The 280-nt window shown below is 49.3% G+C and carries 1 riboswitch.

Annotated features, from left to right (window positions below):
• Window positions 1-159: 159 nt before the first annotated feature.
• A riboswitch (FMN riboswitch) is annotated at window positions 160-280 on the top strand. This riboswitch is flagged as partial in the annotation.

Raw genomic sequence — 280 nt, forward strand, 5'->3', positions numbered from 1 at the left:
TGGCGAGCGATTTGCTCAATTTTTTTCGGGTCAATCATTGTAGTTTCCCTGTACTGATAGGTGTTGAGTGCCATTGTAGTGCGATAAGGGTAAGTCATAAACCAGAATTATGTGAAGCTATGCGTTGCTGCCGCTAATCATTAGCGTTATAGTGAATCCGCTTATTCTCAGGGCGGGGCGAAATTCCCCACCGGCGGTAAATCAACTCAGTTGAAAGCCCGCGAGCGCTTTGGGTGCGAACTCAAAGGACAGCAGATCCGGTGTAATTCCGGGGCCGACG

This window comes from Paraburkholderia sp. SIMBA_054, from assembly GCF_046534875.1.
Classification (GTDB): Bacteria; Pseudomonadota; Gammaproteobacteria; order Burkholderiales; family Burkholderiaceae; genus Paraburkholderia; species Paraburkholderia hospita.